Origin of the sequence: Streptomyces sp. NPDC047000 (genome assembly GCF_040644295.1) — a bacterium.
Lineage (GTDB): Bacteria > Actinomycetota > Actinomycetes > Streptomycetales > Streptomycetaceae > Streptomyces.
This window is the reverse complement of record NZ_JBEYWE010000023.1, coordinates 22,683-46,529: the sequence shown is the minus strand read 5'-3', so window position 1 is coordinate 46,529 and position 23,847 is coordinate 22,683. Positions and strand designations below refer to the sequence as shown.

21 protein-coding genes are annotated in these 23,847 nt (G+C 73.0%); 12 read left to right on the top strand and 9 right to left on the bottom strand.

Translation table 11 applies throughout. From position 1 onward, the window contains the following. Window positions 1-150: 150 nt before the first annotated feature. Complete coding sequence (locus ABZ862_RS28935; RefSeq protein ID WP_360964094.1) at window positions 151-900, bottom strand: GntR family transcriptional regulator; 750 nt, start codon at window positions 898-900, stop codon at window positions 151-153. Between the two features lie 27 nt (window positions 901-927). Continuing rightward, the gene (hmgA, locus tag ABZ862_RS28930; RefSeq protein WP_360964091.1) at window positions 928-2,265 is read right to left on the bottom strand and encodes a homogentisate 1,2-dioxygenase; all 1,338 of its coding nucleotides are present in this window, start codon (window positions 2,263-2,265) and stop codon (window positions 928-930) included. 223 nt (window positions 2,266-2,488) lie between these two features. Here hmgA and ABZ862_RS28925 point away from each other — a divergent pair, with 223 nt between their 5' ends. The 5 genes from ABZ862_RS28925 to ABZ862_RS28905 all read left to right on the top strand — a co-directional run bounded on the left by ABZ862_RS28925 (window position 2,489) and on the right by ABZ862_RS28905 (window position 8,953). After that, window positions 2,489-3,115, top strand: a complete 627-nt coding sequence (locus tag ABZ862_RS28925; RefSeq protein ID WP_360964088.1) for a hypothetical protein — start codon at window positions 2,489-2,491, stop codon at window positions 3,113-3,115. A gap of 130 nt (window positions 3,116-3,245) precedes the next feature. After that, window positions 3,246-3,863: a TetR/AcrR family transcriptional regulator gene (locus tag ABZ862_RS28920; protein ID WP_360964085.1), complete on the top strand. Its 618-nt coding sequence runs from the start codon at window positions 3,246-3,248 to the stop codon at window positions 3,861-3,863. 172 nt (window positions 3,864-4,035) lie between these two features. Next, complete coding sequence (locus ABZ862_RS28915; protein ID WP_360964083.1) at window positions 4,036-6,315, top strand: molybdopterin oxidoreductase family protein; 2,280 nt, start codon at window positions 4,036-4,038, stop codon at window positions 6,313-6,315. Between the two features lie 87 nt (window positions 6,316-6,402). After that, on the top strand, window positions 6,403-7,791 hold the full coding sequence (locus ABZ862_RS28910) for an aldehyde dehydrogenase family protein (protein WP_360964080.1): 1,389 nt from the start codon (window positions 6,403-6,405) through the stop codon (window positions 7,789-7,791). Window positions 7,792-7,870: 79 nt separating this feature from the next. Further along, window positions 7,871-8,953 (top strand): Zn-dependent alcohol dehydrogenase, encoded by a 1,083-nt coding sequence (locus tag ABZ862_RS28905; protein ID WP_360964077.1) that lies wholly within the window; start codon window positions 7,871-7,873, stop codon window positions 8,951-8,953. Window positions 8,954-8,974: 21 nt separating this feature from the next. On the opposite strand, the gene ABZ862_RS28900 is transcribed toward ABZ862_RS28905, so the two are convergent. Together ABZ862_RS28900 and ABZ862_RS28895 are read right to left on the bottom strand one after the other, a co-directional pair. Beyond that, window positions 8,975-9,958, bottom strand: coding sequence for a DMT family transporter (locus ABZ862_RS28900; RefSeq protein ID WP_360964075.1), 984 nt, complete (start codon window positions 9,956-9,958; stop codon window positions 8,975-8,977). A 43-nt stretch (window positions 9,959-10,001) separates the two neighbouring features. Continuing rightward, window positions 10,002-10,667, bottom strand: a complete 666-nt coding sequence (locus tag ABZ862_RS28895; protein ID WP_360964072.1) for a TetR/AcrR family transcriptional regulator — start codon at window positions 10,665-10,667, stop codon at window positions 10,002-10,004. A gap of 69 nt (window positions 10,668-10,736) precedes the next feature. Between ABZ862_RS28895 and ABZ862_RS28890 the strand changes: the two genes are divergently transcribed. The 3 genes from ABZ862_RS28890 to ABZ862_RS28880 all read left to right on the top strand — a co-directional run bounded on the left by ABZ862_RS28890 (window position 10,737) and on the right by ABZ862_RS28880 (window position 13,013). Further along, on the top strand, window positions 10,737-11,888 hold the full coding sequence (locus ABZ862_RS28890) for an acyl-CoA dehydrogenase family protein (protein WP_360964262.1): 1,152 nt from the start codon (window positions 10,737-10,739) through the stop codon (window positions 11,886-11,888). A gap of 94 nt (window positions 11,889-11,982) precedes the next feature. After that, a complete protein-coding gene (locus ABZ862_RS28885; RefSeq protein WP_360964069.1) occupies window positions 11,983-12,270 on the top strand; it encodes a YiaA/YiaB family inner membrane protein in 288 nt (95 codons plus the stop codon). 95 nt (window positions 12,271-12,365) lie between these two features. Next, entirely contained in the window at window positions 12,366-13,013 is a 648-nt protein-coding gene (locus tag ABZ862_RS28880) for a TetR/AcrR family transcriptional regulator (RefSeq protein WP_360964066.1), read from the top strand. A 9-nt stretch (window positions 13,014-13,022) separates the two neighbouring features. On the opposite strand, the gene ABZ862_RS28875 is transcribed toward ABZ862_RS28880, so the two are convergent. Next, window positions 13,023-13,484 (bottom strand): MaoC family dehydratase, encoded by a 462-nt coding sequence (locus tag ABZ862_RS28875; protein ID WP_360964063.1) that lies wholly within the window; start codon window positions 13,482-13,484, stop codon window positions 13,023-13,025. Between the two features lie 127 nt (window positions 13,485-13,611). Between ABZ862_RS28875 and soxR the strand changes: the two genes are divergently transcribed. After that, window positions 13,612-14,082 (top strand): redox-sensitive transcriptional activator SoxR, encoded by a 471-nt coding sequence (gene soxR / locus ABZ862_RS28870; RefSeq protein ID WP_360964060.1) that lies wholly within the window; start codon window positions 13,612-13,614, stop codon window positions 14,080-14,082. A gap of 269 nt (window positions 14,083-14,351) precedes the next feature. On the opposite strand, the gene ABZ862_RS28865 is transcribed toward soxR, so the two are convergent. Then, on the bottom strand, window positions 14,352-14,954 hold the full coding sequence (locus tag ABZ862_RS28865; protein WP_360964057.1) for a hypothetical protein: 603 nt from the start codon (window positions 14,952-14,954) through the stop codon (window positions 14,352-14,354). A gap of 247 nt (window positions 14,955-15,201) precedes the next feature. On the opposite strand from ABZ862_RS28865, the gene ABZ862_RS28860 reads away from it, so the two are divergent. After that, complete coding sequence (locus ABZ862_RS28860; protein ID WP_360964055.1) at window positions 15,202-17,994, top strand: penicillin acylase family protein; 2,793 nt, start codon at window positions 15,202-15,204, stop codon at window positions 17,992-17,994. 90 nt (window positions 17,995-18,084) lie between these two features. Here ABZ862_RS28860 and ABZ862_RS28855 read toward each other — a convergent pair whose 3' ends face one another. Further along, complete coding sequence (locus ABZ862_RS28855) at window positions 18,085-19,356, bottom strand: DUF1343 domain-containing protein (RefSeq protein WP_360964052.1); 1,272 nt, start codon at window positions 19,354-19,356, stop codon at window positions 18,085-18,087. A 166-nt stretch (window positions 19,357-19,522) separates the two neighbouring features. On the opposite strand from ABZ862_RS28855, the gene ABZ862_RS28850 reads away from it, so the two are divergent. Both ABZ862_RS28850 and ABZ862_RS28845 read left to right on the top strand, forming a co-directional pair. Next, window positions 19,523-20,296: an SDR family oxidoreductase gene (locus tag ABZ862_RS28850; protein ID WP_360964049.1), complete on the top strand. Its 774-nt coding sequence runs from the start codon at window positions 19,523-19,525 to the stop codon at window positions 20,294-20,296. 122 nt (window positions 20,297-20,418) lie between these two features. Next, window positions 20,419-21,012, top strand: a complete 594-nt coding sequence (locus tag ABZ862_RS28845; RefSeq protein WP_360964259.1) for a TetR/AcrR family transcriptional regulator — start codon at window positions 20,419-20,421, stop codon at window positions 21,010-21,012. A gap of 387 nt (window positions 21,013-21,399) precedes the next feature. Here the strand turns inward: ABZ862_RS28845 and ABZ862_RS28840 are convergent, their stop codons facing one another. Both ABZ862_RS28840 and ABZ862_RS28835 read right to left on the bottom strand, forming a co-directional pair. Then, window positions 21,400-22,614, bottom strand: coding sequence for an acyl-CoA dehydrogenase family protein (locus tag ABZ862_RS28840; RefSeq protein ID WP_360964046.1), 1,215 nt, complete (start codon window positions 22,612-22,614; stop codon window positions 21,400-21,402). Between the two features lie 6 nt (window positions 22,615-22,620). Next, window positions 22,621-23,643: a phosphotransferase family protein gene (locus ABZ862_RS28835; RefSeq protein WP_360964043.1), complete on the bottom strand. Its 1,023-nt coding sequence runs from the start codon at window positions 23,641-23,643 to the stop codon at window positions 22,621-22,623. Window positions 23,644-23,847: the final 204 nt, after the last annotated feature.

Genomic DNA, 23,847 nt, shown 5'->3' with positions numbered 1-23,847 from the left:
GCCGCCGACAGCGGGTCGGACGGCGGTGGAGAACCGGCGACGGAGTTCCGGCCGGCCACCGGGGCACGGGGTGCCGGTGCGGGCGCCGCCGTCCCGCACCGTGGGCCGGCCGTCGTGGGCGGTCGGGCCGTGCCGGCAGCGGGGTGGCGGTCAGGTGGCTTCCAGGGTGACCGAGAAGGAGAAGCGGTCGCCGCGGTAGTGGATGACGGCCACGTCCAGCACCCGCCCGGCGTCGTCGTGGGTGAGGCCGGTGTAGTGCAGGATCGGGCTCAGCAGCGGGACCCGCAGCAGCCGGGCCGTCTCCGGGTCGGCGAGCCGGGCCTGCACGGTGTCCGTGATACGGCTGATGCCGACACCGACGACATCGCGCAGCACCTTCGTCATGGGCCAGCGCAGCAGGTCCTCGTCGTCGATGCGCTCGGCCAGCTCCGGGCGGACCCAGTTGCGGACGTGATTGGTCGGCTCGCCGGTCCGCTCGTCGCAGCGCAGCCGGTGGTACGTCACGACCTCGGCCAGCTCCGGGAAATGCCCGGCGTACGCGGGAGGCGGCGGCACCCGGGCCCGCTCCAGCAGCTCGGCCGTCATCCCGGACTGCTGCGCCACGATCGCGTCGACCGACCCCAGCAGCCGTACCGGCGTGCCCGGCCGGGAGTCCGCCTCGATGAACGTGCCGCGCCGCCGGTGCCGGCTGATCAGCCCCTCCTCCTCCAGCTCCTTCAGCGCCTGCCGCATCGTCAGCACACTCACGCCGTAGTGCGCCGCGAGCTGCTCCTCGGTGGGCAGGCGCAGCGGGGCCTCGGGGGAGCGGCCGAGTATCGAGGCGCGCAGGGACTGCGACACCTGGTACCAGAGCGGCAGTCTGCGGTTCAGGACGATCGAGTCGGGGGCGAAGGAGGTCACGGGCCATCCGTACCGGTCGGCCGTCGCTCAGGACAAGGGCCCGAAGTGCCGCTCAAGGCCACTCCACACCGCGTCGTAGTCCCGCTGGAGGTGGTCCGCGCCCGCCGCCTGCGCGGTGAGCGTCACCGGCCAGCGCGTCTCGAACATGAACGCCAGCCCGTCGTCGACCTTCTGCGGGCGCAGCTCGGCCGTGCTCGCCCGCTCGAACGTCTCCCGGTCGGGTCCGTGCGCCGACATCATGTTGTGCAGCGAGCCGCCGCCCGGCACGAAACCGCCCTCACCGGCCGTCTTCGCGTCGTAGGCACCCTCGACGAGACCCATGTACTCGCTCATCACGTTCCGGTGGAAGTACGGCGGCCGGAAGGTGTCCTCGCCGACCAGCCAGCGCGGCGCGAACACCACGAAGTCGGCCCCGGCAAGCCCCGGTGTGTCCGACGGCGACGTCAGCACCGTGAAGATCGACGGGTCCGGGTGGTCGTACGACACCGAGCCGATCACGTTGAAGCGGCGCAGGTCGTACACGTACGGCACCAGGTTGCCGTGCCAGGCGACCACGTCCAGCGGCGAGTGGCCGTACGTCGCCGCCCAGAGGTTGCCGCAGTACTTGGTGACCACCTCCACCGGCCCCTCGACGTCCTCGTACGCGGCGACCGGCGCCCGGAAGTCACGGGCGGCGGCGAGCCCGTTGGCGCCGATGGGCCCGAGGTCGGGAAGGCGGAAGGGGGCGCCGTAGTTCTCGCACACGTACCCCCGGGCCGCCGCCTCGTCCCCGTCGCCGGTCAGCTCCACCCGGAACCGCACCCCGCGCGGGACCAGCGCCACGTCGCCCGGCCGGGCGTGCAGCAGCCCGAACTCGGTGCGCAGCAGCAGCCCGCCGCGCTCCGGGACGATCAGCAGCTCGCCGTCCGCGTCGCCGAAGACGCGGTCCATGTCCGCGTTCGCGTGATACAGGTGCACGGCGACGCCGGTGCGCCGGGCGGCGTCGCCGTTGCCGCCCAGCGTCCACAGACCCGCCAGGAAGTCCGTCCCCGGCGGCGGTGCGGGGAGCGGGTTCCAGCGCAGCCGGTTCGGGTCGGGCACCGACTCCGTGAACGGCGCCGAGCACAGCGTGCCGTTCCCGGTGCGGGCGAACGCCGGGTGGGCGGCGGAGGGACGGATCCGGTACAGCCACGAGCGCCGGTTGTGCGCCCGCGGCTCGGTGAACGCCGTACCGCTGAGCTGTTCCGCGTACAGGCCGAGGGGCGCGCGCTGCGGTGAGTTGCGCCCCTGGGGCAGCGCGCCGGGCACCGCCTCGGACGCGTGCTCGTTGCCGAACCCGGACAGCCGGGCGAGCCCCTCGGCGGTCTTGCGCGCGTCCTCGCTCATCATCGCTCCCTCGGCTCCGATTCCTCTGCAACACCGTAGGATTGGCGTCGCGGGGCCGCAAGAGGCGGTACGCCGCGCAGCGCGGGCGGGATCCCGCCCGCTCCCGGACGCACGGACCCCCCACGAGGACTACGGCACCCGCCGCGACCTCCTCTTGGAGGAGGACCGGGACAGGGACTCCAGGGGGATCCGGCCACCGGCCGGAATGACTAATCTCCGGGACATGTCGTGGACGCGCGGACCTCTCGCCGCGCTCGTGGTCTGTGTCCTGATGCTGGCCGGACCGGCGGGCTGCGGTTCCGGCGGGGCACACCGGGGGAAGACCGGGGCCCCGCCCTCCCCGGTGGGCAGGCTCCTCGACCGTACGGACGCCCAGGGGCGGCGCTACCGCGAGGTGGACGACGCGGACGCACCGGACGTCGAGATCGAGGTCGCCCCGGACACCGGGAACAGCTGGGACGTACGGCTGACCGTCCACCGCTTCCGCTTCTCGCCCGCCGGCACCCGCCCCCGGGCGGTCCCGGGCCGCGGCACCGCCCGGCTCTACCTGGACGGCGCCCTCGTCGCCCGTCTCCGCACCCCGCGCCACCGGCTCGCCGCGGGCCTCGTCCCGCGCGGCACCCACCAGCTCACCGCCCGCCTCTACGCCGACGACAACACCGTGTGGGCGGTGCACGGCAAGCCGGTGCAGAGCACCGCCGACCTCACCGAGTCCGCGACCCCGGAGCCCTCCGCGGCCGGCCCGGCCACGGGCCCGAGCACGGGCACGACAGCCGGGAGCGGCCTTCCGGCGGCGGCACCGGCACGGCGCGTACGGCAGCCGGTGCGCAGGGTGGCGATGACGGCATGACACGCGTCACACCCGCCCTGACGAGCGTCGACGCCTCCACCCGGGCGGTTCCCGCGGGTACCTTGACCGCCATGCACACTCGGTTCCGAACCAGGGCGCGCGGTTCTGCGAGCCGCACGGGGGCGGCCTCATGAACCCCGTGTCCCCGACCACCCCGCTGCGCCGCGCACCCGTGCAGCGACGCAGCGCGGAACGGCTCACCCGGATCCTCGACGCCTGCGCCGACCTGCTCGACGAAGTCGGCTACGAGGCCCTCAGCACCCGTGCCGTCGCCGCGCGCGCGGGTGTGCCCATCGGCTCGGTCTACCGCTTCTTCGGCAACAAGCGCGCCATGGCCGACGCGCTCGCCCAGCGCAACCTGGAGCGCTACACGGACCGCGTCAGGGAACGCCTGAACGGTGCCGGGGAGGGCGGCTGGCGGGCGGCGATGGACGCGGTCCTGGACGAGTACCTCGCCATGAAACGCACCGCGCCCGGGTTCTCCCTGGTCGACTTCGGCAACCAGATCCCGGTGGGCGACCGCCACACGGAACCCAACACCCGGGTCGCCGACCGCCTGACCGACCTCCTGGCCGCCTATCTGGACCGCACCCCGGACGACGAGCTCCGCCGCACCTTCCTGGTGGCGGTGGAGACGGCCGACACCCTCGTCCATCTCTCCTTCCGCCTCTCCCCGGAGGGCGACCCGGAGATCATCACCGAGACCCGGGAACTGCTGAGGGCGTACCTGGCCCGGGTCCTGGACTGAGGTTCCGCGTCCCGGGCGCAGGGCCGAGACCCGGGGCCGGGCCCGGGGCCGAGGTCCAGCGCTCGGGTCCGGGACCGGCGGCCGCGGCACCCGCCCCCCTCCCCGTCATCCCAACCGGTCGGTATCGTCACCCGCAGCCGAGCGCCACCGCCGCCACCCGGGGGAGTGACCCATGCCCGACACCGCCCGCACCCGCGAAGCCCTGCGCGTCTGCCCCCTCTGCGAGGCGACCTGCGGCCTCGTCCTGACCATCACGGCCTCCGACGGCAAGGCGGCCGGCAAGACGGCCGGCATGACCGCCCGCGGCGACAAGGACGACGTCCTCAGCCACGGCTTCATCTGCCCGAAGGGCGCCGCCTTCCCCGCCCTCGACGCCGACCCCGACCGCCTCCGCGCCCCCCTCGTCCGCAGGGACGGCGAGTTGCGCGAGGCCACCTGGCCCGAGGCGTTCGACGCCGTGGCCGCCGGCATCCGCCCCGTCGTAGAGGCGCACGGCGCCGACGCGGTGGGCGTCGTCCTCGGCAACCCCAACGCCCACACCATGGCCGGCGCCCTCTACCCGTCCGTCCTGCTGGCCGCCCTCCGCACCCGCAGCCTGTTCACCGCCTCCACGGTCGACCAGATGCCCAAGCACGTCTCCAGCGGCCTGCTGTTCGGCGACGCCAACGCCATCCCCGTCCCCGACCTGGACCGCACCGACCACCTGCTGCTCATCGGCGCCAACCCCCTCGAGTCCAACGGCAGCCTGTGCACCGCCCCCGACTTCCCGGGCCGGCTCAAGGCGATCAAGGCCCGCGGCGGCACCCTCACCGTCGTCGACCCGCGCCGCACCCGCACCGCCCGCCTCGCCGACCGGCACGTCGCGATCCGCCCCGGCACCGACGCCCTGCTGCTCGCGGCGATGGCCACCACCCTGTTCACCGAGCACCTCACCGACCTCGGCCACCTCGCCCCCCACGTCCAGGACGTGCCCGAACTCGAGAACGCCCTACGGCACTTCACCCCCGAAGCCGTGGCCCCCGCCTGCGACGTGGACGCCGCCGTCATCCGCACCCTGGCCCGCGAACTCGCCGCCGCCCCCACCGCCGCCGTCTACGCCCGCATCGGCAGCTGCACCGTCCCGCACGGCAGCCTGGCCAGCTGGCTGGTGGACGTCCTCAACATCCTCACCGGCAACCTCGACCGCCCCGGCGGCGCCCTGTTCCCGCAGGCCGCCACCGACCGCACCCCCCGCCCCGCGGGCCCCGGCCACGGCTTCGAGCTCGGGCGCTGGCACTCCCGGGTCGGCCGGCACCCCGAGGCCAAGGGCGAGCTGCCGATCTCCGCGCTCGCCGAGGAGATCGACACGGCGACCGAGGAGGGCGGCCCGATCCGCGCCCTCGTCGCGATCGCCGCCAACCCGGTCCTGTCCGTGCCCGACGGAGCCCGTCTCGACAAGGCCCTGGACTCCCTGGACTTCATGGTGAGCGTCGACCCGTACCTCAACGAGACCTCCCGCCACGCCGACGTCGTCCTGCCCCCGCCGCCGCCCTCGCAGAGCCCGCACCACGACTTCGCGCTCAACACCCTCGCGATCCGCAACCAGGTCCGCTACAACCGCCCGGCCCTGCCCCTGGAGCCGGGCAGGACGGCCGAGACCGAGATCCTCGCCCGGCTGATCCTCGCGGTGACGGGCATGCACGGCACCGACCCCGCCGCCGTGGACGCGATGGTCGTCGACCAGACCCTCGGCAAGGCCGTCCGGGAACCGCACTCACCCGTCCACGGCCGCGACCCCCGCGAACTCGCCGCACAGCTCACCGGCGAGACCGGCCCCGAGCGGCGGCTCGACATGATGCTCCGCCTCGGCCCCTACGGCGACGGCTTCGGCGCCCGGCCCGGCGGGCTGACCCTGGACGAGCTGCTCGCCCACCCGCACGGCATCGACCTCGGCCCCCTGTCCCCGCGCCTGCCGCAGCCCCTGAAGACCCGCAGCGGCAGGATCGAACTGCTCCCCGCGCCGATCGCCGCGGATCTGCCGCGTCTGCGCGAGGCTCTGGAGCACCGTCCCGGCGGTCTCGTCCTGGTCGGCCGCCGTCATCTGCGCTCCAACAACAGCTGGATGCACAACGTGCCGGTCCTGACCGGCGGTTCGAACCGCTGCACCCTGCACATCCACCCCGAGGACGCCGAGCGGCTCGGCGTGCGCGACGGGGCCGAGGTGCGGGTGAAGGGCGCCGGGGGAGAGGTGACCGCTCCCGCCGAGATCACCGACGGCGTCCGCCCCGGTGTGGTGAGCCTGCCGCACGGCTGGGGTCACGACCGTCCCGGCACCCGCCTCACCCACGCCTCCCGCACCCCCGGCGTCAACGTCAACCAGCTCCTCGACGGAAGCCTCCTCGACCCGCTGTCGGGCAACGCGGTCCTCAACGGCGTGCCGGTCGAGATCACCGCCCCCGCCACGGCACCCTGAGTCGCGGACCCGGCTCTGGTGCGAGAAAACTATCGCCGCTAGTTTGTGTGTCCGATCCCTTCCCGCAGCAGAACAGGTGGTGCAGCGATGAAGCCGCACGACGGCCTCTACCTCGACGGCGCCTGGCGCCCCGCCTCCGGCCCGGCGGTCGTCGACGTGGTGAACCCGGCCGACGAGCAGATCATCGGCCGGGTCCCCGCCGCCACGGCCGAGGACGTCGACACCGCCGTACGGGCCGCCCGAGCCGCCCTGCCCGGCTGGGCCGTGACCCCGCCCGCCGAGCGGGCCGTCCGCCTCGCCGCGCTGCGCGACGTGCTGGCGGCCCGCAAGGACGAGATCGCCGAGACCGTCACCGCCGAACTCGGCTCCCCGCCCGCCTTCTCGCAGGCCGTCCACGCGGGCGTGCCGATCGCGGTCGCCGGGTCGTACGCCGAGCTGGCCGCGACGTACGCCTTCGAGGAGCGGGTCGGCAACTCGCTCGTCCTGCACGAACCGGCCGGAGTGGTCGGCGCGATCACCCCCTGGAACTACCCGCTGCACCAGATCGTCGCCAAGGCCGCCCCCGCACTGGCCGCCGGCTGCACGGTGGTGCTGAAGCCCGCCGAGGACACCCCGCTGGTCGCCCAGCTGTTCGCCGAGGCGGTCCACGAAGCGGGGTTCCCGGCGGGCGTGTTCAACCTGGTCACCGGTCTCGGACCGGTCGCCGGACAGGCTCTCGCAGGGCACCCGGACGTCGACCTCGTCTCCTTCACCGGCTCCACCGCGGTCGGCCGGCGGATCGGTGCGACGGCGGGCGGTGCCGTGAAACGGGTCGCCCTGGAACTGGGCGGCAAGTCCGCCAACGTCATCCTCCCGAGCGCCGACCTGGCCCGGGCCGTGGCCGTCGGCGTCGCCAACGTGATGTCCAACTCCGGCCAGACGTGCAGCGCCTGGACCCGGATGCTGGTGCACTCCGCGCAGTACGACGAGGCGGTCGCGCTCGCCGCGGCTGCCGCCGCCAAGTACGCCGAGCGCATCGGCCCCGTCGTCAGCGCACGCCAGCGGGACCGGGTACGCGGGTACATCGAGAAGGGCGTCGCCGAGGGCGCCCGGCTGGTCGCCGGTGGTCCCGAGGCCCCGCGCGAGCGCGGGTACTACGTCAGCCCGACCGTCTTCGCCGACGTCACCCCGGAGATGGCGATCGCCCAGGAGGAGATCTTCGGGCCCGTGCTGTCCGTCCTGCGCTACACCGACGAGGACGACGCCCTGCGCATCGCCGACGGCACCGTCTACGGCCTCGCGGGCGCCGTGTGGGCCGGTGACGAGGCCGAGGCGGTGGCCTTCGCCCGCCGCATGGCCACCGGCCAGGTCGACATCAACGGCGGCCGCTTCAACCCGCTCGCCCCCTTCGGCGGCTACAAGCAGTCGGGAGTCGGCCGCGAACTCGGTGCCCACGGACTCGCCGAGTACCTGCAGACCAAGTCCCTCCAGTTCTAGGGCCGGGTCGGGCGGCGTTCGCCGTCACCCGTCCGCCCGGCAGGCCCACGTCCGCTCATCAACAGGGGAGCAGCCCGTCATGACCGTCCGCGCCGCCGTTCTGCCCGCCGTCGGTGCCCCGCTGGAGATCACCGCGATCGACCTGCCCGACCCCGGCCCCGGCCGGGTCCGGGTCCGTCTCGCCGCCGCCGGGGTCTGCCACTCCGACCTCTCGCTCTCCGACGGCACCATGCGGGTACCGGTCCCGGCCGTCCTGGGCCACGAGGGCGCCGGCACCGTCATCGCCGTCGGCGAGGGCGTCACCCAGGTCGCACCGGGAGCCGGGGTCGTCCTCAACTGGGCCCCGTCCTGCGGCCGTTGCCACGCCTGCTCGCTCGGCGAGGTCTGGCTGTGCGCCCACGCCCTGAGTGGCGCCGCCGAGGTGTACGCCCGCACCGCCGACGGCACCGGCCTCCACCCCGGCCTGAACGTGGCCGCGTTCGCCGAGGAGACCGTCGTACCGGCCTCCTGCGTACTGCCCGCCCCCGACGGGATCCCGCTCACCGAGGCCGCGCTCCTGGGCTGCGCGGTCCTCACCGGCTACGGCGCCGTCCACCACGCGGCCCGGGTACGGGCCGGGGAGACGGTCGCCGTGTTCGGGGTCGGCGGAGTGGGACTCGCCGCGATCCAGGCGGTCCGGATCGCAGGCGCCGCCCGGATCGTCGCGGTGGACGTCGCACCGGAGAAGGAGGAGCTGGCCAGGAAGGCGGGGGCCACCGACTATCTCCTCGCCTCCGGCACGACCTCCCGCGAGATCCGCGCGCTCACCGGCGGGCAGGGCACCGACGTGGCCGTCGAGTGCGCGGGCCGGGCGGCGAGCATCCGTGCCGCCTGGGACTCCACCCGGCGCGGCGGCCGCACCACGGTGGTCGGCATCGGCGGCAAGGACCAGCAGGTCACCTTCAACGCCCTGGAGATCTTCCACTGGGCCAGGACCCTCTCCGGCTGCGTCTACGGCAACTCCGACCCCGCCCGCGACCTGCCGGTGCTCGCCGGCCATGTCCGCGCGGGCCGCCTTGACCTGGACGCGCTGGTCACCGAGCGCATCGGCCTGGCGGACATCCCGGCGGCGTTCGAGAACATGGCGGCGGGCCGGGGCGGCCGGAGCCTGGTGGTCTTCTAGACGGACCCGGCCCAGGACGGCTCAGGGCTGCTCCGGTGCCGGCACCCGAGCGGCGTCCGGGTGCGGCTGCGGCTGCGGCTGCCGCGGCTCACCGGCGGCCACCACGGCCGGAACCGTCCGGCCCGCACCGGACCGGGAGCGGGACCGGGACACGGCGACGCCCGCCAGGCACAGCACCCCGCCCGCGAGCGTCAGCAGCCCCGGCACCTCGCCGAGGAACAGCCAGGACATCAGCACCACCAGCGCGGGCACCGCGTACGTCGTCGCGCCCATACGGCCGGCGGTCGTCCGGGCGAGCGCGTAGGCCCAGGTGGTGAAGGCCAGCGCGGTCGGGAAGACCCCGAGGTAGACCATGTTCAGGGTGGCGGAGAGCGGCGCGTCGGCCGCGTCGTGGACCAGCTGTCCGGCGAACGGCAGACAGAGCACCGCGCCGGTCAGACAGCCGTACGCGGTCACCTGGAGCGCGCTCGCCGAGCCCAGCGCGGGCTTCTGCGCGACGACCCCGGCGGCGTAGGTGAGCGCGGCGAGCAGACACAGCGCCACCCCGAGCACCGAGGACGAACCGTCCCCCGACATCGAGAGCCCCACCGTCACCGCACCCGCGAACGACACCGCCATGCCCGCCAGCAGCCTCGGCGGCATCGGCTCCCCGAGCAGCCGCGCTCCCAGCAGCGCGATCAGCAGCGGACCGACATTGACCACGAGGGCCGCCGTGCCCGCGTCCACCTGCTGCTCGCCCCAGTTCAGGACCACCATGTAGACGCCGAACCACAGCAGCCCGGACACCGCGACACCCGGCCACGCGGCCCGCGGCGGCAGCCCCTCGCGCCGCAGCAGACAGAGCGCGCCCAGCGCCAGGGTGCCTGCCAGCAGCCTGCCCAGCGCCAGCGCGCCCGGCGCGTAGGCGGCGCCCGCGCTGCGGATCGAGACGAAGGCCGAGGCCCACAGCACCACGGAGACCAGCGCCGCCGCGGCGGCCCGGCGGGAGGGGGAGACAGATGTCATGCCGCCGAGCGTAGGAGCGCGCCGGGGCCCGGGTCTCGCGGTTTTACGACACGATTGTCGCGCCGGACTCCCCGCGCCGCGCGACCTGCTCGTACTGCGCCGACAACCCGTCCAGCAGCGCGGTCAGCCCCGTGGTGAAGGCCCGTTCGTCGATCTTCTCCTGCTGTTCCGCGAGGAGGTGGGCCTGCCCCAGGTGCGGGTAGTCGGCGGGGTCGTAGGCGCCGGCGTCGTCCACGAAGCCCCCGGCGAACGAGCCCAGCGCGGAGCCCATGATGAAGTACCGCATCAGCGCGCCGATGGAGGTGGCGTGCGCGGGCGGCCAGCCGGCGCGGACCATCGCGCCGTAGACGGCGTCGGCGAGGCGCAGCGCGGCGGGGCGGCGGCCCGGGCCGCGCGCCAGTACGGGCACGATGTTCGGATGGGCGCGCAGTGCGGCCCGGTAGGAGACGGCCCAGGCGTGCAGCCCGCCGCGCCAGTCCCGGCCGTCCTCGAACATCGACAGGTCGACCAGCGCGCTGACCGAGTCGGCGACCGCCTCCAGGATCTCGTCCTTGGTGGCGAAGTGGTTGTAGAGCGAGGGCCCGCTCACGCCCAGCTCCGCGGCGAGCCGCCGGGTGGAGAGGGCCGCCAGACCCTCGCCGTCCACCAGATCACGGGCCGTCCCGACGATGCGGTCGGTGCTCAGCAGGGGCTTGCGCGGTCGTGCCATGGCGCACATAGTAGGGCTGCGGAAACAAACTAGCAGTGCTAATTAAAGGTGGACGGAGACGGCACCGTGGTGGATCTGGGGCTCAGCGAGGAGCAGGACGCCGTCCGGCGGCTCGCCCGGGACTTCGTGGCGCGGGAGATCGTCCCGCACGCCGCCGCCTGGGACCGTGCCGAGGCCGTGGACCGGTCGATCCTGAAGAAGCTCGGCGAGGTCGGCTTCCTCGGCCTGACCGTCGACGAGACCTACGGCGGCAGCGGCGGCGACCATCTCGCGTACTGCCTGGTCACAGAGGAACTGGGGCGCGGCGACTCCGCGGTGCGCGGCATCGTGTCCGTCTCCCTCGGCCTCGTCGCCAAGACGATCGCCGCGTGGGGCGACGAGAAGCAGAAGCGGGCCTGGCTGCCCGGACTGACCTCCGGCGGGTACGTCGGCTGCTTCGGCCTCACCGAGCCGGGCACCGGATCCGACGCCGGCAACCTGACCACCCGGGCCGTGCGCGACGGCGGCGACTACGTCATCGACGGCACCAAGATGTTCATCACCAACGGCACCTGGGCCGACGTCGTGCTCCTCTTCGCCCGCTCCACCGACGCCCCCGGCCACCGCGGCGTCTCCGCGTTCCTGGTGCCCGCCGACACCCCCGGCCTCACCCGCCGCGTCCTCCAGGGCAAGCTCGGCCTGCGCGGCCAGGACACCGCCGAACTCGTCCTGGAGGACGTGCGGGTGCCCGCCTCCGCGCTGCTCGGGGAGGAGGGCAAGGGCTTCTCCGTCGCCATGTCGGCCCTCGCCAAGGGGCGGATGTCGGTGGCGGCGGGCTGCGTCGGCCTGGCGCAGGCGGCCCTCGACGCGGCCGTCGCGTACGCGGGCGAGCGCGAGCAGTTCGGCAGGACCATCGCCCACCACCAGCTGGTGCAGGAGCTGATCAGCGACATCGCCGTCGACGTGGACGCGGCCCGGCTGCTGACCTGGCGGGTCGCCGACCTCGTCGACCGCGGGCAACCGTTCGCCGTGGAGTCCTCCAAGGCCAAGCTGTTCGCCTCCGAGGCGGCCGTCCGCGCCGCCGGCAACGCCCTCCAGGTGTTCGGCGGCTACGGCTACATCGACGAGTACCCGGCGGGCAAACTCCTGCGCGACGCCCGGGTGATGACCCTGTACGAGGGCACCAGCCAGATCCAGAAACTCCTCATCGGGCGCGCGCTGACCGGGGTCTCGGCCTTCTGACGGCGCCGGCCCCGGAAAGCCCGGACATGGCTGAGTACCCGGCCTGAGTATCCGTACGGATGTGGCGCCGGCCACGTCCGCCGATGCTGATGCCATGAGCGACACACCCGTCAAGCAGCAGAGCACGGCCGCTTTCTACGGCCAGGCCGTCGCGTCCTTCGCCGTCGCCATGGCCGCGACCGCCCTGGGCATCTTCCGGCTGAACGCCGACGCCTGGGTACGGGCGTTCCTGGCGATCGCCGTCCTGTATCTGGTCACCTCGTGCTTCACCCTCGCCAAGGTCATCCGTGACCGCCAGGAGGCGGGCCGGATCGTCAGCCGCGTCGACCAGGCCCGGCTGGAGAAGCTGCTCGCCGAGCACGACCCCTTCGAGAAGCTGTAGAACCGCTCAGCGTACCCCTCTGAACGGGCACTCTAAGCGCCCGCTCACCTTCGGCGGTAGGGTGGCACCACCGGACCGAGAGGGGCGAGCGAGCGATGACTACGGCGGAGGACAAGGCCGGCGGGGATCTGGAGCCGTGGGGGCAGGTCACCCCGGACGCGGCCCGGCGCCTGCTGGTGGCCGCGGTGGAGGCGTTCGCCGAGCGCGGCTACCACGCGACCACCACCCGGGACATCGCGGGCCGCGCCGGAATGAGCCCGGCCGCGCTCTACATCCATTACAAGACCAAAGAGGAACTGCTCCACCGCATCAGCCGCATCGGCCACGACAAGGCGCTGGACATCCTGCGGACGGCGGCCCGCCGCGAGGGCAGCGCCGCCGAGCGGCTCGCCGACGCCGTGAGCTCCTTCGTGCGCTGGCACGCCGGGCGGCGCACGACGGCGCGCGTGGTGCAGTACGAGCTGGACGCCCTCGGCCCCGAGGCCCGCGCCGAGATCCTCGCCCTGCGCCGCCAGGTCGACGCCGAGGTGCGCGGGATCATCGAGGACGGGGTCGCGGCGGGCGAGTTCGACGTGATCGACGTGAAGGGCACGACCCTCGCCGTGCTCTCCCTCTGCATCGACGTGGCCCGCTGGTTCAACACGGCGGGACCGCGCACCCCTGACGAGGTCGGCGCGCTGTACGCTGGCCTCGTGCTGAGGATGGTCGGTTCCCGGGAGCCCGCGGCGCCCGCTCCGGCGTAGGGGAACCGCTCACACGTAGTAGCGCGACACGGACTCGGCGACGCACACCGGCTTGTCGCCGCCCTCGCGCTCCACGACGAACGCGACGGTCACCTGCACACCGCCCGTCACCTCCTCGACGCCGCCGATCCTCGCGGTGCAGCGCAGCCGGGAGCCGACCGGCACGGGGGCGGGGAAACGGACCTTGTTGGTGCCGTAGTTGACGCCCATCCTCACCCCCTCGACGGCCATCAGCTGCGGCGCGAACAGCGGCAGCAGCGACAGGGTGAGATAACCGTGCGCGATGGTCGTCCCGAACGGGCCGCCCGCCGCCCTCTCCGGATCGACATGGATCCACTGGTGGTCGCCCGTGGCGTCCGCGAACAGGTCGATCCGCTTCTGGTCGACCTCCACCCAGTCGCTGTACCCCAGCTGCTCGCCCACCGCCGCCTTCAGCTCGTCGACGGAGGTGAAGATCCTAGGCTCTGCCATGTACCCGGCCTTTCGGTAACCGTGAACGTCAACCGTGAACGTCAGCCTTGACGCTCTAAGCAACTGCTTAGCATGGTGGCGCCCCGACCCGCTGTCAACGAGCGGGTGACGAAGTAGGCTCCCACGGGTGCCCCAGATCCCCGAGAAGATCCACGAGCTCACGGTCGGCCAGCTCGCCGCCCGCAGCGGCGCCGCCGTCTCGGCCCTGCACTTCTACGAGTCCAAGGGCCTGATCACCAGCCGCCGCACCCCGGGCAACCAGCGCCGCTACACCCGTGACACGCTGCGCCGCGTCGCCTTCGTCCGCGCGGCCCAGCGGGTGGGCATCCCGCTGGCCACGATCCGGGAGGCCCTCTCCCGGCTCCCCGAGGAGCGCACCCCCACCCGGGAGGACTGGGCCCGCCTCTCCGAGGCGTGGCGCTCCGAACTCGACGAACGCATCCGGCAGCTGAACCGTCTCCGCGATCACCTCACCGACTGCATCGGTTGCGGCTGCCTCTCCCTCGACACCTGCGTCCTCTCCAACCCGGACGACACCATCGGCGCACACGAAGCAGGCTCCCGCCTCCTGATCAACCCTCCCGCACCGCAGAACTGACCCGGCCCGGCACCCCGCCCCCGCGGGGCACCGGGCTGCACCGCCCCCCAGGCACAACCACACGACGGCCGACGCCAGGCCCAACCCCCCAGGGGCGCGGGGCCGTGTCGACATGCAGCTCCGCCGCGCGGGCGCGACACGTGCCTGGCGACACGGCGGACGCCAGGCCCACCCCCCCCAGGGGCGCGGGGAACTGCGCGAACAACCACGACGCACCCGCACACAACCGCACGCCCCCGCAGGAGAACCGCACCCCCGGCCGGTAAGGCTCACGCCGTCATGAGGAGCCGCTCCCGCCTGGCAAAGGCAAGCGCCTCCGCGGAAAGAACCGGCCGCGGCACAAGAATCCCGCACTCGACGCACACCGGCCCCGCCGAAGGCTCATGGTCGAGGTCGTACCTCCATACGAGCTGGGCTCCCCCGCACGCCGGACACCCCGCCCCCGGCTCCCGCTCCAGCGCCGCGATCAGCCGCCGCAGCACCTCCGCCAGCGGTTCACGGGGATGCACCGCCGGATTGTCGCACCAGGCCACCCCGAAGCCGCCCCAGGTCAGCCGGTGCCAGTCGTCCACACTGCCCGGGCGGCGCAGCCCGTCGTGCTTTTCCTTCTTGCGGCGCGCGGCGAACGACGCCTCGTAGGCGAGCCAGACCGCCCGCGCCTCCTCCAGCTCCTCCAGCGCGGCCACGAGCCGCACCGGGTCGGGAGACCGGTCCTCCGGGCCGAACCCGGCCCGCCCGCACAGATGGTCCCAGGTCGCCCGGTGTCCGTAAGGGGCGAACCGTTCAAGGCACTTACGCAGTGAGTACCGCCGCAGTGCCAGATCGCACCGCGGATCTCGTACCTGTCTCGCCAGACTCCGGAATCCGGCCATAGCCCTGCACCTCCGTCACACCTGCACCTGTACCTCGGTCACTTCGGCGTCGTCGTACGGCCTGCGCGCGACGTCGCCGGATAGACGTGTCGGCGACGCATCCGGCTCCATCCGATTTCCGATGCCGTCCATAAGGCAGCCCGGGTTGACCGCCCCGCACCGACTCCGAAACTTGACGCATGTTCATCTTCAATCCCGGGGATACCGGCGGTAACGTCCCGCCCCACCCCCGTACGGAGGAGCCGCCATGTCACGGCGCACCCCACGTAGCACTCTTGACAGACTGAGAACTCCCGGCAGGCTCGCGGGGTTCCTGAAGTCGGCGTCCGTCTGTGTCCTGATCGCCGGACTGCTCGCGCCGGTGACCCAGATGGCCGCCGCCCCGGCGGCCCAGGCGGCCACCTCGAACGACTACTGCGGCGGCCAGTGTTCCGACATCCTGCCGCCGGGTGAGAACGGCAACGCCACCCTGGCCCAGATCATCCTCAACCAGGCCTTCGGCACCCAGCCCGACCACGCCGAGGACCAGCTCGGCCCTTACGCCAACCTCGCCACCGGCTACTCGACGCTCACCGACGCGAAGATCAACAACTTCTTCAACGACGCGTCGTTCGGGGTGGCCTCGGCGCAGGTCGCCTCCACGGAGAGCCCCGGCGGGCGCACCGACGTGACGATCGTCCGCGACAAGAAGACCGGTGTGCCGCACATCACCGGCACCACCCGCTACGGCACCGAGTACGGCGCGGGCTACGCGGCGGCCGAGGACCGGCTGTGGCTGATGGACGTCTTCCGGCACGTGGGACGGGGACAGCTCACCACCTTCGCGGGCGGCGCCGCCAGCAACCAGGGCCTGGAGCAGGAGTTCTACCGCAACGCGCCCTACACCGAGGCCGACCTGCAGGCCCAGATAGACAACGCCGTCGCCTCCAACGGTGCCCGCGGCCAGCAGGCCCTCGCCGACGTCAACGCCTATCTCGCCGGGATCAACGCGTACATCGACGCCTCCGACAGCGGCCGCTACTTCCCCGGCGAGTACGTCCTGACCGGCCACAAGGACTCCATCACCAACGCCGGCACCATCGACCACTTCAAGGTCACCGACCTGGTCGCGCTGGCCTCCGTGATCGGCTCGCTGTTCGGCTCCGGCGGGGGCGGCGAGGTGAACAACGCGATGTCCCTGCTGGCCGCACAGGCCCAGTACGGCGTCACCGAGGGCACCAAGGTCTGGGAGTCCTTCCGCGAACGCAACGACCCCGAGGCCGTCCTCACCGTCCACAACGGCGAGAGCTTCCCCTACGCCACCGCCCCCGCGAGCCCCCAGGGCGAGGCCCTGCCGGACGCCGGCTCGGTGACCCAGGAACCGCTGGTCTACGACCGCACCGGCAGCGCGGCCACCGCCGCCGCGACGAGCACCTCCGCCACCGCCGCCGCGACCACCCTCACCTCGGCCAAGCGCGGTATGTCCAACGCGCTCGTGGTGAGCGGCAAGTACACCGCGAGCGGCCACCCCGTCGCCGTCTTCGGACCGCAGACCGGCTACTTCGCCCCCCAGCTCCTCATGCTCCAGGAGATCCAGGGCCCCGGCATCAGCGCCCGCGGCGCCTCCTTCGCGGGCCTGAGCATGTACGTCGAACTCGGCCGCGGCCAGGACTACTCGTGGAGCGCCACCACCTCCGGCCAGGACATCATCGACTCCTACGCCGTCGAACTGTGCCAGGACGACTACCACTACCTCTTCCACGGCACCTGCACCGCCATGGAGAAGCTCGAGCAGGCCAACTCCTGGAAGCCGACCACCGCCGACTCCACCGCGGCCGGCTCGTACACCATGCGGGTGTGGCGGACCAAGTACGGTCCCGTGGAGTACCGCGCCACCGTCGGCGGCAAGAAGGTCGCCTACACCACCCTGCGCTCCTCCTACCTGCACGAGGCCGACTCGATCATCGGCTTCCAGATGCTCAACGACCCCGACTACGTCAAGGGCCCGCAGGACTTCCAGAACGCCGCCCAGCACATCAACTTCACGTTCAACTGGTTCTACGCCGACTCCCAGCACACCGCGTACTACAACAGCGGCGACAACCCGGTACGGGCGAGCGGCGTCGACCCCGAGTTCCCGGTCTGGGGCCAGGCCGCCTACGAGTGGCAGAACTGGGACCCGGCCACCAACACCGCCTCCTACACGCCCGCTTCGGCGCACCCCCACTCCACCGACCAGGACTACTACATCTCCTGGAACAACAAACAGGCCAAGGACTACAGCGCGGCGCCCTGGGGCGAGGGCTCGGTGCACCGCGGCAACCTGCTCGAGGACCGGGTGAAGAAGCTCGTCGCGGCGGGCGGCGTGACCCGCTCGGCGCTGGTGAAGGCGATGGCGGACGCGTCGCTCGAGGACCTGCGCGCCGAGGACGTGCTGCCGAAGCTGCTGCGCGTCGTCAACAGTTCGGCCGTCACCGACTCCACCGCCGCGGCGGCCGTCACCAAGCTCCAGACCTGGCTGACCGCGGGCGGCAAGCGCACCGAGACGTCGGCCGGCTCGAAGACGTACGCCAACGCGGACGCGATCCGCATCCTCGACGCCTGGTGGCCGCTGCTGGTGAAGGCCGAGTTCGAACCCGGTCTCGGCACCGGCCTCTACACCGCGTTCGGCAACGACCTCCCCATCGACGAGGCCCCGTCGGCCGGCCACGGCCCGACCGGCTCGCACGCCGGCAGCTCCTTCCAGTACGGCTGGTGGAGCTATGTCGACAAGGACATCCGCACGGTGCTCGGCGACCCCGTCTCCGGGCCGCTGGCACGGACGTACTGCGGCGGCGGCAGCCTCAGCGCCTGCCGCGACATCCTCATCAGCACCCTCAAGACCGCCGCCGGCCTGACCGCCTCCCAGGTCTACCCCGGTGACGACCAGTGCTCGGCGGGCGACCAGTGGTGCGCCGACTCGATCGTCCAGCGCACCCTGGGCGGCATCAAGCACGGCAAGATCAGCTGGCAGAACCGGCCGACCTTCCAGCAGGTCGTGGAGTACACCTCGCACCGGTGAGCCGACGGTGAGCCGGCGTTGAGCCGCCGGTGACGTACCGGGCGGCGGGATCCGCGCCACGGGTCCCGCCGCCCCTCGGGGCGTGCGGTCTCAGCGGTACATGAGGTACCTCTCGCGAACCCTCCGGAACGCCGCCAGCTCCTCCTGCCACGCCGCGACGACCTCGTCCGTCCCGGCGCCCGCGTCGATGAGCGTGCGCACCTGCGCGGACCCGGTGAGCCTGTCGATCCACCGGTCCGGCCGCCAGCCGAAGCCGCTCCACACCTGCCGGGCGGTGACCAGCAGGGCGACACCGGTGCGCACCGGGTCGAACGCGTCCCGGTCGTGCACATGGAGCTGCACGCCCCCGACGGTCGTGCCCTGGAACTTCGAGAACGCCGGGGTGAAGTACGCCTCCCTGAAGTGCGCCCCGGGCAGTCCGAGCCGCTCCAGCGCGCGGGCCCAGCGTCCGTCGACGCCGTCCGCGCCGAGGAGCTCGAACGGCCGGGTCGTGCCGCGTCCCTCCGACAGGTTCGTCCCCTCCAGCAGACACGTCCCCGCGTACACCAGCGCGGTGTCCGGCGTCGGCATGTTCGGGCTCGGCGGCACCCACGGCAGCCCCCAGGCGTCGTAGAACCGGGACCGCCGCCAGCCCGTCATCGCCACCGTCTCCGGCGCGGCCCGCCCGCCCAGGAACTCCCGGTCGAACAGCCGCGCCAGCTCGGCGACCGTCATGCCGTGCGCCTGCGCGATCGGCTGCCGTCCGACGAACGTGGCGAACTCCCGGTGCAGCACCGGGCCGAGGGCGGCGCGTCCGGTGACCGGGTTCGGCCGGTCCAGCACCACGAACCGCTTCCCGGCCAGCGCGGCGGCCTCCAGGCAGTCGTAGAGCGTCCAGATGTACGTGTAGAACCGCGCCCCCACGTCCTGGATGTCGAAGACGACCGTGTCCACGCCGGAGGCGGTGAAGGTGTCGGCGAGGGGCTGACCGCTCTTCACGTAGGTGTCATAGACGGGCAGTCCGGTCGCCGGGTCGTCGTGGCGGCCTTCGGAGCCGCCCGCCTGCGCGGTGCCCCGGAAGCCGTGCTCGGGGCCGAAGACGGCGGTGAGGCGGACCCGGTCGTCGGCGTGCATGACGTCGACGATGTGCCGCACGTCCCGGGTGACACCGGTCGGATTGGTGACGACGCCGACCCGCTGCCCGGCGAGCGGGGCGTACCCGCCGGCGGCGAGCCGCTCGAAACCGGTGCGCAGCCCGCCGTGCGGGCCGTCCGGTGCCGGTGCCTTTGCCGGTGCCGCCGCGGCGGGGGAGGAGGCCGCGGTGACGGCGGTGACGGCCGCCGTGCCGGTGGCGTGGAACAGACCTCGTCTGGACAGACTCACGTGGACCTCCGGATGCGCGGCGTCCCCCCGGCCCCGCACGCTAGCGGCCCCCGCCGGGGTCCCGGAGGAACCGTTCCGGCCGCGTCGCGTCCGCCCCTTCCACTGCTACATACCGACCGGTTAGTCTGTCGGCGGAACCAGGCCGCGGCCGTGTCGAAGGAGACCGATGGTGGAAGCCGTACAGGGTGCGGGAGTCGTCGTCACCGGGGCGGGAGGCGGTATCGGCGCCGCCCTGGCCCGCCGGTTCGCCGCCGAGGGCGCCCGCGTCGTCGTCAACGACCTGGACGCCGGGCGGGCGAAGGCCGTGGCCGCCGAGATCGGCGCCACCGCCGTGCCCGGCGACGCCTCGACCGTCGTCCCCGAGGCCCGCGAAGCGCTCGGCGGCACCGTCGACATCTACTGCGCCAACGCGGGCGTCGCCTTCGAGGACGGGGACCTCGCGGGCCCCCTCGACGAGAAGGGCTGGGCGCTGACCTGGGACGTCAACGTCATGGCCCATGTCCGGGCCGCCCACGCGCTCCTCCCGGACTGGCTGGAACGCGGCGCGGGCCGCTTCGTCTCCACCGTCTCCGCGGCCGGACTGCTCACCATGATCGGCGCCCCCTCCTACAGCGTCACCAAGCACGGCGCCCTGGCCTTCGCCGAGTGGCTGTCCCTGACCTACCGCCACCGCGGCCTCAAGGTCCACGCGATCTGCCCCCAGGGCGTGCGCACCGACATGCTCGACGCCACCGGCAGCGCGGGCGACCTCGTGCTCAAGCCGACCGCCATCGAACCCGAGGACGTGGCCGAGGCCCTGTTCAAGGGCATGGCGGAGGACCGCTTCCTGATCCTGCCGCACGACGAGGTCGCGGACTACTACCGCGCCAGAGCGGGCGAGAACGAGCGCTGGCTGGCCGGGATGAACCACATCCAGCGCACCTGGGAGCGGTCCCGCTGACCACAGGACGGACGTCCCCCCGGTAAGTGGGATGATCCTATGGCGCGATCGCGTTCCCGTGGCGCGAAAACGACCCACGACGCCCGGTACGGCACCGGCGGCGAGGAAGGCAGGTGGCGGCAGTGCCCAGGACGACGAGCGGCGACGGTACCCCCGTCCCGCAGCGGCTGCTCGCGGCGGCCACCCGGCTCTTCGCCGAACAGGGCTACGACCGCACCTCCGTGCAGGAGATCGTCGAGGCGGCCGGCGTCACCAAAGGGGCGCTCTACCACTACTTCGGCTCCAAGGACGACCTCCTCCACGAGGTCTACGCCCGCGTGCTGCGCGTCCAGCAGGAACGCCTCGACGCGTTCGCCGACGCCGACGAACCCGTCGAGGAACGGCTGCGCGCCGCCGCGGCCGACGTCGTCGTCACGACCATCGAGAACCTCGACGACGCGATGATCTTCTTCCGCTCGATGCACCACCTCGGCCCGGAGAAGAACAAACAGGTACGCGCCGAACGCCGCCGCTACCACGAACGCTTCCGCGCCCTCGTCGAGGAGGGCCAGGAGACCGGCGTGTTCTCCACGGCCACCCCCGCCGACCTGGTGGTGGACTACCACTTCGGATCCGTCCACCACCTGTCCACCTGGTACCGGCCGGACGGCACGATGGACGCGCGGGAGGTCGCCGACCACCTCGCGGACCTGCTGCTGAGAGCGCTGCGCCCGTAGCGTCCGCGCGCGGACGGTTTCGTCGACCGGCTCCGGACCGGCGGGAGTGTTCGCACCCGCGCGGCGCGGCCGCACACCGGCCCGGTCCCGCACCCCCGAGACCGAGAAAGCGGACCGGGGGCAGGCGGGTGCCGGGGGGGGCGAAGCACGCGTCCGTGACACATCCCGTCCCACCGCCCCCTTGCCCCCGTGCCCCCGAGCGCGGCCCGGCACCGCCGGGCAGGAGCGCGCCCTCCGGGCCCCCGCCCGGGGAACGGCCTGGGGTGCGCCCCGCCCGCCCCGCCGCGACGGGCGTGCGGGCATGCGGGCATGCGGGCATGCGGACGTATGGACGTGCGTGAGGGGCGACCACCGAGGTGGCCGCCCCTCACCCGTGCTGTGCCGTGCTCAGAGGTACTTCTTGATCTCCCGCCGGGCCAGCGACCGCTGATGCACCTCGTCCGGCCCGTCCGCGATCATCAGCGTCCGCGCCGCCGCGTACAGCTCCGCCACCGGGAAGTCCTGGCTGACGCCGCCCGCTCCGTGCAGCTGGATCGCCCGGTCCAGGATGCCGACCACCGCACGCGGCGTGGCGATCTTGATGGCCTGGATCTCCGTGTGGGCACCCCGGTTGCCCGCGGTGTCCATCAGCCAGGCCGTCTTCAGCACCAGCAGCCGCAGCTGCTCCACGGTCACCCGGGCGTCCGCGATCCAGTTGTGCACCACGCCCTGCTGGGCCAGCGCCTTCCCGAACGCCTGACGGCCCACCGCCCGGCGGCACATCAGCTCGATGCCCCGCTCGGCCATGCCGATCAGCCGCATGCAGTGGTGGATCCGGCCCGGACCGAGGCGGGCCTGCGCGATGGCGAAACCGCCGCCCTCCTCGCCGATCAGGTTCGCCACCGGCACGCGCGCGTGGTCGAAGACGACCTCGGCGTGTCCGCCGTGGTAGTGGTCCTCGTAGCCGAACACCTGCATCGCGCGTGTGACCGTCACACCCGGCGTGTCGCGCGGCACCAGCACCATCGACTGCTGGCGGCGGATGTCCGGACCGTCCGGGTCCGTCTTGCCCATCACGATGAAGATCTTGCAGTGCGGGTCCATCGCCCCGGAGATGTACCACTTGCGGCCCGTGATGACATACTCGTCGCCGTCCCGCTCGATCAGCGTGGTGATGTTGGTGGCGTCCGAGGAGGCCACCTCCGGCTCGGTCATCGCGAACGCCGAGCGGATCTCACCCGCCAGCAGCGGCTCCAGCCACTGCTTCTTCTGCTGCTCGTCGCCGAACTGCGCCAGCACCTCCATGTTCCCGGTGTCCGGCGCCGAGCAGTTCGTCACGTTCGGCGCCAGCTGCGGGGAGCGGCCCATGATCTCGGCCAGCGGCGCGTACTGCAGGTTGGTGAGCCCGGCACCGTATGCGGCGTCCGGCAGGAACAGGTTCCACAGCCCCTGCCTGCGTGCCTCCGCCTTCAGCTCCTCCACCACCGGCGGCGTCTCCCACGGCGAGGCCAGCCGGGCGCGCTGCTCCCCCACGACCGCCTCGGCGGGATACACGTACTCGTCCATGAAGGCGAGCAGCCGGGCGCGCAGCTCCTCGGTGCGCGCGTCGAACGCGAAGTCCATGTCCAGTCAGCCTTCCTGAAGGGTGGTCAGACCGTGCTCGATGAAGACGGGGACCAGGTCGCCGATGCGGTCGAAGCCGCGCCCGACGGTCTGGCCCAGCGTGTAGCGGTAGTGGATGCCCTCGAGGATCACGGCGAGCTTGAACCAGGCGAACGCCGTGTACCAGGAGACGGCCGTGACGTCCCGCCCGGAGCGGGCCGCGTACCGCTCGACCAGTTCGGCCGGCGTCGGATGCCCGGCGGCCTGGGCGGTCGTGGAGACGGGGGAGTCGGGCATGCCGAGCGGCGTGCTGTACATGACCAGCAGGCCCAGGTCGGTCAGCGGGTCGCCGAGCGTCGACATCTCCCAGTCGAGGACGGCGTTGATCCGGTCGTCGCCGCCGATGAGGACGTTGTCGAGGCGGTAGTCGCCGTGCACGATGGTCGGCGCGGGGGACACGGGCAGGTGCCGGCCGAGCGCCGCGTGCAGCTCGTCGACACCGGCCAGCTCGCGGTTGCGGGAGGCGTCCAGCTGCTTGCCCCAGCGGCGCAGCTGGCGGTCCAGGAAGCCCTCCGGGCGGCCGAAGTCCGCGAGGCCCACCTCGGCGGGGTCCACCGCGTGCAGCCCGGTGAGCGTGTCCACCAGCGACAGCACGGCCTCCCGGGTGCGCTGGGCGCCGAGCGGGGCCAGCTGGTCCGCGGTGCGGTACGGGGTGCCCTCGACGAACTCCATCACGTAGAACGGAGCCCCGAGCACCTCCTCGTCCTCGCACAGCAGCACCGGCCGCGGCACCGGGACCTCGGTCGGGTGCAGCGCGCTGATCACCCGGTGCTCGCGCCGCATGTCGTGCGCGGTGGCCAGGACATGGCCGAGCGGGGGCCGCCGCACGACCCAGCGCGCGGTGCCGTCCGAGACGGCGTACGTCAGGTTCGACCGGCCGCCCTCGATCAGCCGGCCGGTGAGGGGACCGCGCACCAGACCGGGCCGCTCGCGCTCGAACAGGCCGTGCAGCCGGTCGAGGTCGAGACCGGGCGGGTGGTCGGGGCTCATACGTCGCTCCTACGGACGAGTGAACAGGACGGGACTCATGATGCCGACCGGTCGGTATGTCGTCCAGTGCGCGGTGCGAACGTGACCGGGGACACGCCGGGGGAGCCGCCCGATCCGGAGACGCGGGAGGAACCCCCGTCGCGTCGGCTCCCTCCTCCGCCTTGCAGCCGCACGCACCGGCCCCCGCCCACCCGGGCCGATGAG